Below are 7,908 nucleotides of genomic sequence, written 5' to 3' on the forward strand. Positions count from 1 at the left end.
ACCTCGCAGACCCGACGCGAAAAAAGTTCGGCATACAGGCCTGTCCCCTCTCAACAGGCATCGTCTCCGCTTGCCTAAGATGAGGCCTCGCCCACCGTCGAAGGAGTCCGATGAGCCTCGCCGTCCTCAGAAGCCGCGCCCTGGCCGGCATGGAAGCACCGGCTGTCAGCGTCGAAGTTCACCTGGCGAACGGCCTGCCGGCGATGAACATCGTGGGGTTGGCGGACGCCGAGGTGCGCGAATCGAAAGACCGCGTGCGCGCCGCGCTGCAGAACTCGGGCTTCGAGGTTCCCAGCCGGCGCATCACCATCAATCTTGCGCCGGCCGAGCTGCCAAAAGAATCCGGACGGTTCGACCTGCCGATCGCGCTGGGCATCCTCGCGGCGTCCGACCAGATCCCATCCGGCGCGCTGGACGGCTACGAATTCGCCGGCGAGCTGTCGCTGTCGGGAGAATTGCGCCCCGTGCGCGGTGCGCTGGCGATGAGCTTTGCCATGCTGCGCCAGCACGCCGACGAGGACACGTCCGCGCGCGCCTTCGTGCTGCCGTGGGCGAACGCGGACGAGGCGGCCCTCGTGACGGACGCCGTCATCTACCCTGCCCGCTCGCTGCTGGACGTGTGCACGCACTTCGCCGCGAAGTCGGACGAGGCGCGGCTCGCGCGCTACCGCCCCGTGCCATCGGCCGATCCGCCCGTGTACCCGGACTTCGCCGACGTCAAGGGCCAGCAGCAGGTCAAGCGCGCGCTCGAGGTAGCGGCCGCGGGCCTGCACTCCGTGCTGCTGATCGGACCGCCGGGCGCCGGCAAGAGCATGCTCGCGTCGCGCTTCCCCGGCCTGCTGCCGCCGCTGCGCGAGGAGGAAGCGCTGGAGACGGCCGCGCTCCAGTCGCTCGCGGGCAGCTTCGCCATCGAACGGTGGAGAAAGCGGCCGTTCCGCAGTCCGCACCACACGAGTTCCGGCGTGGCGCTCGTCGGCGGCGGACAAGTGCCGCGTCCCGGAGAAATTTCGCTCGCCCACCACGGCGTGCTGTTCCTCGACGAGTTGCCGGAGTTCGACCGCAAAGTGCTGGAAGTCTTGCGCGAGCCGCTGGAAACGGGCGCCATCACGATCTCGCGCGCCGCGCGCCAGGCCGACTTCCCCGCCAGTTTCCAGTTGATCGCGGCGATGAATCCATGTCCGTGCGGCTGGCTCGGCCACCCGTCGAGCAAGTGCCGCTGCACCACGGACGCCGTGCAGCGCTACCAGGACCGCATCTCCGGCCCCCTGCTCGACCGCATCGACATCCAGGTGCCCGTGGCGGCCATGACGCCGGACACGATGGCGCAACTGGCCGACGGCGAGCCCAGCGCCGCCATCGCCGCGCGCGTCACGCAGGCGCACGCGCGCCAGTTGTCTCGCCAGGGCAAGGCCAACCGGAAGCTGACGACGCGCGAGATCGACCACCACTGCCACCTGGACACCGCCGCCGCGCGCCTGCTGGGCGACGCCATGCAGCACCTGCACTGGTCGGCGCGCGCCTATCACCGCGTGCTGAAGGTGGCGCGCACGATCGCCGATCTCGCCGGCGTCGATACGGTCAACGCCCAGCACGTGGCCGAGGCGATCCAGTACCGGCGCGGCTTATGTGACCATTAAGCGGCGACCACTAATCCACGCGCCTGCCGGCGCCGCTCGATGACGAGCACGAGCACCAGGGCCAGCACCTCGAAACTGCCGCCGACCCAGCCCACGACACCGGGCGACGCATGCGCCACCGTGAACCCGCCCGCCAGCACGCCCAGCGAGAAGCCGGCGTACTGGAACGATGCGTTCAGCGACAGCACGACGGGCGCCAGCGCCACGCCGCCGCGGTTGACGAGGCTGTTCTGCTGGGCCGGATAAAAGCCCCACGTGGCGAGGCCCCACAGCACGACACCCGGCAACAGCAGGCCGAGCGGCCAGTGACCGAAGCCGGCCATCGCGGCGAGGTAGTAGAACGACGCGGCCAGCAACAGCAGCGCGGGCACGACGACGTTGAAGGATCCGAAACGGTCCGTCGCGCGTCCGCCCACGGCCAGGCCGACGGCGGCGTCGAGTCTCGCCTTCAGGCTGACGGGCGGCGCGCCGGCACCGAGCGACTTCGGCAGGCCGATCGCTAGTGCCACGGCGGCGAAAGCAGGCCCGCGATCATGAAGCTGTCGGTGCCGATGGCGAAGGTGCCCAGCGCCAGCGTGAAGAGAAGGCCTCTGGGCAGGGAGGTGGGTTCGGTGGACATCGTCGACTCCGTTCTGGTTGCCTGATGCAGGCATCTTTTCAGAACGGAGGACGAAGCGTGGGTCCAATAACCCTCGATTCAGGCCATCGGATCCCTATCGAAGGATCAGGCGAGGCCCGTGGTCTGCTGTTCGCGGGCCGCGCGCTTGATGGCCTGGGGCGGCTGGCCGAAGGCGCGCAGGAAGGCGCGGCGCATGCGCTCGGGATCGGAAAAACCGGTCTCGCGCGCGACGACGTCGATCGAGTGGTTGCTGCCCTCGATCATGGCGCGCGCCGCTTCCACGCGCAGCACCTCGATCGCGCGGGCCGGCGACTGGCCCGTCTCGATGCGGAACGTGCGGCTGAACTGGCGCGTGCTCAGGTTGGCCGCCTCGGCCAGCTCGTCCACGGACAGCGGCTTGCGCAGGTGGCGCTTGGCGTACGACAGCGCCTGCTGGATGCGGTCGGACTTCGGCTCCAGTTCCAGCAGCGCGGAGAACTGCGACTGGCCGCCGCTGCGGCGGTGGTAGACGACGAGCTTGCGGGCGATGTTGCGCGACAGCTCGATGCCGTGGTCGCTCTCGACGAGGGCCAGGCACAGGTCGACGCAAGCCGTCATGCCGGCCGACGACCACACCTTGCCCTCGTTGATGAAGATGCGGTCTTCCTCGACGCGCACCTTCGGGTACATGCGCTGCAGGTCGCGCGCCAGCGACCAGTGGGTGGTGGCGCGCTTGCCGTCCAGCAGGCCCGCCTCGGCCAGCAGGAAGGCGCCCGTGCAGATGCTGCCCACGCGGCGCGACTGCACGCCGGCCTGGCGCAGGATCTCGACGAAGCCCGGCGACGACGGACGCCGCGGCGCCATCTGCCCCGCCACGAGCAAGGTGTCGTAGTCGTAGCGCGTGACGGCTTCCGTGAGCACGCTGATGCCCGAGGAACTGGTCATCGCGCCGCCGTGCTCCGACAGCATCGTGACCTCGTACATGGATTCTTCCAGCAAGGTATTGGCCAGTTCGTAGACCGTTGTCGCCATGAGATCCAGGACCTGGAAGCCGGGTGGCAGCAAGAGTCCGATTCTGCGTTTCATGTTGTCCTCAGTGATGATCAGGTTCGCCGGAGAGTCCGGCGCCACAGCGTCTGCTGCAGTGCATGATGGTAATCATACGACAACCGCTCCGGTCCAACCAAAAACAACTGACAAAGTAGATAGGCTTCCGGATATATGTGCATACGCACACTTTGTCCTGATTCGAGGGTTCTTTGTCATTCAGGGCAGACATGTTTGCGCCAACATTGATCCCAGAAGACAACATCTTCCACACCCCTGATAACCAGAACGGAGAATCACCATGCAACTCACGAACAATACCATCTTCATCACCGGCGGTACCTCGGGCATCGGCCGCGGGCTGGCGGAAGCGTTTCATGAACTGGGCAACCAGGTCATCATCGGCGGCCGCCGCAAGGCCCTGCTCGACGAGGTGACGCGCGCCAACCCGGGCATGCGCGCCGTCGAGCTGGACATCGCGGATCCGGCCAGCATCGAACGCGCCGCCGCGGCCCTGATCGCCGAGTATCCCGCGCTGAACGTCCTGATCAACAACGCCGGCATCATGCCGTTCGACGATCCGTCCGGCACGATCGACGACGCCACGGCCGTGTCCACCATCGAGACGAATCTGCTCGGTCCGGTCCGCATGACGTCCGCCCTCGTCGGCCACCTCAAGAAGCAGCCGCGCGCGACGATCATCAACAACACGTCGGTACTGGCCTACGTGCCGATCGCCACGAACGCGGTGTATTCGGCCACCAAGGCCGCGCTGCACTCGTACACGCTGTCGCTGCGCTTCATGCTGCGCGCTACCGGCGTGACGGTGCAGGAAATCGCGCCGCCGTGGGTCAACACCGACCTGATCCACAAAGGCGACGACCCGCGCGCCATGCCGCTGGACGCCTTCATCGCCCAGACCATGCAGGCCCTGGCCACGGACCGCGAAGAAGCGCTGGTCGACATCGCCGTCCCGCTGCGCAACAACGCCGGGCCGGACGAGCACAAGCTGGTCCACGAGTTCAACGCCCACATCGCGGAGAACCCGATCCCGGTCGCCTGAACCGTCCGGCCCTGTTACCATGTCGTCATGACAAGACGACGCTTCGCGGCCCTCGTGGCCGCGCTCGGCCTGCTTCTGGCGGCCTGTTCCCCCAAGTACAACTGGCGCGACTATGCAAGTCCGGACGCGCCCTACCGCGTCATGTTCCCGGCGAAACCGGCGACGTTCACGCGCACCATCGACCTCGACGGCATGCAGGTCGCGATGACGATGACGGCGGCCGAGGTCGATGGCGCGACGTTCGCCGTCGGCGCGGCCGAAGCGCCGGACGCGGCGCGTGCCCAGGCCGCGCTGGAAGCGATGCAACTCGCGCTGGTGCGCAACATCGGCGCCACCGTCACCAGCCAGAAGGCGACCGCGGACACGGACCGCGCCACGCGCGACGTCGACGCCAGCGGCATCCGCAACGGCGAGACCATGCACCTCGTCGGCCACTTCGAGGCGCGCGGCAAGCGCTTCTACCAGGTGATCGCGATCGGCAAGAAGGATGCGCTGCCCGCCGAACAGGTCGAACAATTCATTACGTCTTTCAAACTGCCCTGAGATGAACAGCGAGTCCCCTGCCCTGCGCCTGTCCGGCCTGCGCAAATCCTTCGGCCGGCCCGCCGTCGACGGCCTCGACCTGACCGTGCGGCGCGGCGAACTGTACGCGCTGCTGGGCCCCAACGGCGCCGGCAAGACGACGACCTTGCGCATGGTCACCGGCCTGCTGGCCCCGGATGCCGGCGACGTACAAGTGCTCGGCATCGACCTCGCGCGCGATCCCGCGGGCGCGAAGCGCGGCATGGCCTATCTTCCGGACGACCCGCTGCTGTACGGGAAACTGCGGCCGACGGAATACCTGGAATTCGTCGCCGGCCTGTGGGGCATCCGCGCGCAGGACGCCGAACCGCGCGCGCGCCGCCTGCTCGACTGGCTCGACCTCACGAAGCACGCGCACGAGCTGACGGAAGGGTTTTCGCGGGGGATGAAGCAGAAGCTGGCGCTGGCCGGGGCGCTGATCCACGAGCCCGAGCTCCTGATCCTGGACGAACCGCTGACCGGCCTCGATGCGGCCGCCGCGCGCCAGGTGAAGGACCTGCTCGCGTCGCACGTCGAGCAGGGCGGCACCGTGATCCTGACGACGCACATCCTCGAGGTGGCGGAACGTCTCGCGCAGCGCATCGGCATCATCCGCCAGGGCCGCCTGATCGCCGAGGGCACGCTCGCCGAACTGCGCGAGCGCACGCAGGGCGGCAGCCTGGAAGACGTATTCCTGCACCTGACCGAAGGACAGCCAGGGTGAGTGCCGCGCCCGGAAGCATCCGCTGGCTGCTGGGCCACGAGCTGCGCCTGGCCTGGTATGGCGCGACCATCAACAAGGGCGGCAGGCGGCGTCCGGGCTGGCCCGCCATCGCCGTGTTCGTGATCGGGTTCATCGGATTGCACCTGATCGCGTTCGCGCTGCTGCGCGCACTGGGCCGCGACGGCATGGGCGACGCGCTGCTCGCGATCCCTGTCAGCCTGCTGGTGGTCGTGTGCTCGACCTTCATGCTGTCGAGCAGCCTGCGGGCCTGCGTGCTGGCGCTGTTCGAGCGCGGCGACCTCGATCTGCTGCTGTCGTCGCCCCTGCCCTCGCGCAGCGTCTTCGCGGTGCGCCTGCTCGGCATCGCGGCCGCCACCGCCCTGCCCTACGTGTACCTGGCCGGCCCGTTCGCCAACGTCGCGCTGGTGCTGGGCCATCCCGGCTGGCTCGGCCTGTACGTGACGATCGCCGCCTGCGCGACGCTGACGGCCTGCGCGGGCATGCTGCTGACGCTGGGCCTCGTGCGCGTGCTGGGCGCGCGCCGCACGCGCGTGGTGGCGCAGGTGCTGGGCGCCATCGCGGGCGCGCTGATCTTCCTGCTGTCGCAGGCATATAACTTCACGCGCCATGACGGGACCGTGGGGCCGCGCATCATGGAGATGATGACGCACCAGTCGCTGTTCGGGCCGGACAGCGTGTTGTGGCTGCCCGGCCACGCCGTCCTCGGTGCGCCGCTGCCGCTGCTGGGCGCCGTCCTGCTGGCGGGACTCGCGTTCATGCTGACCCTGGTCCGCACGCACCGCTTCTTCGTCCATGGCCTGCAGCAGGCCGCCGGCATGGGCCGCGTCCGCGCCCGCCCGGCCGGCGCGCTGCGCTTCGGTTTCCGCGCCAGCCTGTTCGACACGGTCGTCATCAAGGAATGGCGCCTGATCGCGCGCGACCCGCACCTGATCGCGCAGGTGCTGCTGCAGCTGGTCTACCTCGTGCCGCTGCTGTTCCTGATCCTGCGCGGCGACTCGGCCGGCCCCGCGCTGGGCGCCGGCCTCACGCTGCTGTGCAGTTCGTTGACGGGTAGCCTGGCGTGGATCGTGATCTCGGCCGAAGATGCGCCCGACCTGCTGCTGTCGGCTCCGGCGCCGCGCCGCACGCTGCAACTGGCCAAGCTGGCGGCGGCGACGATGCCGGCCCTGCTGCTCGTCGCGCTGCCGCTGCTATGGCTCGTCGTGCGCACGCCGCGGACGGGCCTGCTCGTCGCGTTCCCGGTCAGCGCGGCCGTGCTGAGCGCCGGCCTGATCGTGCAGTGGACGGGTCGCCCCGCTCCCCGCAGCGATTTCAAGACGCGCGGCAAGGAAAATTTCCTGTGCACGATGCTGGAACTGGTCAGCAGCCTGTGCTGGGGCGGGCTCGGCTGGCTCCTCGTCGCGCTGGCGGCGGACGGACCGGCCTGGATGCTGCCGGCCGCGGCGGCGGTGCTGGCGGCGGGGCTGCTCGTGCTGCTGCTGGCCCGCGCAATGCGGCGGCGCCCGGTGTGAGAGGTAGCCCACTGACCTCCAGGCCCGACTCGTGATATCGTTGGGCTACTCACAATAGAATGAGACAACTATGTTAATCACCTTTAAATCCAAGGCTTACCCGAACGTCATGATGTACCAGGACCACGCCAAGCGGATCCTGGACCTCCTGCACAAGGACAGTGAACGCGGTGTCATCACCGCCGAAGAAGCGACGCAAGCCGTCAGACTGCTGGAAAACGAGATCGAAGAAAGCCGGAAGCACCAGGCCACCGACGAGATGGAACAGGACGTCAAGGCCCATCAAGGCGAAGAGGACGCGGAACACCAGCCGATCGAGACCGTGACGTTCTCGACCCGCGCGTTCCCGCTGCTGGAAATGCTGCGCGCCTCGCGCGACCAGCAGACCGACGTGCTCTGGGGCGTCTGACCCCGTCCAATCGGGACGCTTCCCGTTCCAGCGCTTCCGCCACCGGCGCGACGCGGCCCTGGTCCGCGCGTGCCGGCAGGTGGACAGGGTCCTGCAGTTCATACGGCCACTGCAGGGCCACGCCGATGCTCGCTTCCACCTGCATGTCCCCGCTCGCCAGTTTGTACGGACGTACCAGCAGGGTCGAGCAGGACATGCGCTTAATCCTCGGCATTTTTGTCGTAGAAAAGCAAAAAGCCCGCTCAGTGCGAGGATTGGCAGTGCCAATCCGGGCGAGCGGGCTTCGTTTTTCCAAAACGAAAAACCCCGTCGAGATCACTCGACGGGGTTTTCTTAA

Annotated in this window: 8 protein-coding genes; 6 read left to right on the plus strand and 2 right to left on the minus strand. The window is 68.1% G+C overall.

Translation table 11 applies throughout. The annotated features are described in order from the left end of the window. Window positions 1-110 precede the first annotated feature (110 nt). Window positions 111-1,637: a YifB family Mg chelatase-like AAA ATPase gene (locus tag ACL58G_RS32040; RefSeq protein ID WP_440964545.1), complete on the plus strand. Its 1,527-nt coding sequence runs from the start codon at window positions 111-113 to the stop codon at window positions 1,635-1,637. Here ACL58G_RS32040 and ACL58G_RS32045 read toward each other — a convergent pair. Both ACL58G_RS32045 and ACL58G_RS32050 read right to left on the minus strand, forming a co-directional pair. Then, window positions 1,634-2,146, minus strand: a complete 513-nt coding sequence (locus ACL58G_RS32045; protein ID WP_440964546.1) for a hypothetical protein — start codon at window positions 2,144-2,146, stop codon at window positions 1,634-1,636. The genes ACL58G_RS32040 and ACL58G_RS32045 overlap by 4 nt on opposite strands. Window positions 2,147-2,361: 215 nt before the next feature. Continuing rightward, window positions 2,362-3,321 carry a GlxA family transcriptional regulator gene (locus ACL58G_RS32050; protein WP_413386566.1) on the minus strand — a complete coding sequence of 320 codons (960 nt, stop codon included), beginning with the start codon at window positions 3,319-3,321 and terminating at the stop codon, window positions 2,362-2,364. 262 nt (window positions 3,322-3,583) lie between these two features. Here ACL58G_RS32050 and ACL58G_RS32055 point away from each other — a divergent pair, with 262 nt between their 5' ends. The 5 genes from ACL58G_RS32055 (at window position 3,584) to ACL58G_RS32075 (ending at window position 7,571) form a co-directional block, all read left to right on the plus strand. Beyond that, the gene (locus ACL58G_RS32055) at window positions 3,584-4,345 is read left to right on the plus strand and encodes an SDR family oxidoreductase (protein ID WP_440964547.1); all 762 of its coding nucleotides are present in this window, start codon (window positions 3,584-3,586) and stop codon (window positions 4,343-4,345) included. Window positions 4,346-4,372: 27 nt separating this feature from the next. Beyond that, entirely contained in the window at window positions 4,373-4,888 is a 516-nt protein-coding gene (locus tag ACL58G_RS32060; protein WP_413386563.1) for a hypothetical protein, read from the plus strand. Window position 4,889: 1 nt separating this feature from the next. Then, window positions 4,890-5,630 (plus strand): ABC transporter ATP-binding protein, encoded by a 741-nt coding sequence (locus ACL58G_RS32065; RefSeq protein ID WP_440964548.1) that lies wholly within the window; start codon window positions 4,890-4,892, stop codon window positions 5,628-5,630. Continuing rightward, a complete protein-coding gene (locus tag ACL58G_RS32070; RefSeq protein ID WP_440964549.1) occupies window positions 5,627-7,162 on the plus strand; it encodes a putative ABC transporter permease subunit in 1,536 nt (511 codons plus the stop codon). Before ACL58G_RS32065 ends, ACL58G_RS32070 begins: the two co-directional genes overlap by 4 nt. Before the next feature lie 70 nt (window positions 7,163-7,232). After that, window positions 7,233-7,571 (plus strand): DUF1840 domain-containing protein, encoded by a 339-nt coding sequence (locus ACL58G_RS32075; RefSeq protein WP_413386561.1) that lies wholly within the window; start codon window positions 7,233-7,235, stop codon window positions 7,569-7,571. The last annotated feature ends 337 nt before the right edge of the window (window positions 7,572-7,908 follow it).

This window comes from Massilia sp. GER05 (assembly GCF_052056005.1).
In the GTDB taxonomy this organism is placed as follows: domain Bacteria; phylum Pseudomonadota; class Gammaproteobacteria; order Burkholderiales; family Burkholderiaceae_D; genus Telluria; species Telluria orientalis.

Excerpts from the sequence above, each read along its gene's own strand:
- ACL58G_RS32040 (WP_440964545.1), top strand. The coding sequence starts at position 111 with ATGAGCCTCGCCGTCCTCAGAAGCCGCGCCCTGGCCGGCATGGAAGCA.
- ACL58G_RS32050 (WP_413386566.1), bottom strand. The coding sequence starts at position 3,321 with ATGAAACGCAGAATCGGACTCTTGCTGCCACCCGGCTTCCAGGTCCTG.
- ACL58G_RS32055 (WP_440964547.1), top strand. The coding sequence starts at position 3,584 with ATGCAACTCACGAACAATACCATCTTCATCACCGGCGGTACCTCGGGC.
- ACL58G_RS32060 (WP_413386563.1), top strand. The coding sequence starts at position 4,373 with ATGACAAGACGACGCTTCGCGGCCCTCGTGGCCGCGCTCGGCCTGCTT.
- ACL58G_RS32065 (WP_440964548.1), top strand. The coding sequence starts at position 4,890 with ATGAACAGCGAGTCCCCTGCCCTGCGCCTGTCCGGCCTGCGCAAATCC.
- ACL58G_RS32075 (WP_413386561.1), top strand. The coding sequence starts at position 7,233 with ATGTTAATCACCTTTAAATCCAAGGCTTACCCGAACGTCATGATGTAC.